Here is a 256-nt window from a genome sequence, read left to right on the forward strand (position 1 = left end):
TCCGCTACCCACACCTCATCCCCGCACTTTTCAACGTGCGTGGGTTCGGGCCTCCATCCAGTGTTACCTGGACTTCACCCTGGACATGGGTAGATCACCTGGTTTCGGGTCTACGACCACATACTCAAACGCCCTATTCAGACTCGCTTTCGCTGCGGCTCCGTCTCTTCAACTTAACCTTGCATGGGATCGTAACTCGCCGGTTCATTCTACAAAAGGCACGCCATCACCCATGAACGGGCTCTGACTACTTGTA

1 rRNA gene is annotated in these 256 nt (G+C 54.3%); it reads right to left on the reverse strand.

Annotated elements, in window-relative coordinates:
• A 23S ribosomal RNA gene (locus KW850_RS32885) occupies positions 1 to 256 on the reverse strand; the annotation flags it as partial.

The sequence above is a fragment of the Bacillus sp. sid0103 genome (genome assembly GCF_019219025.1).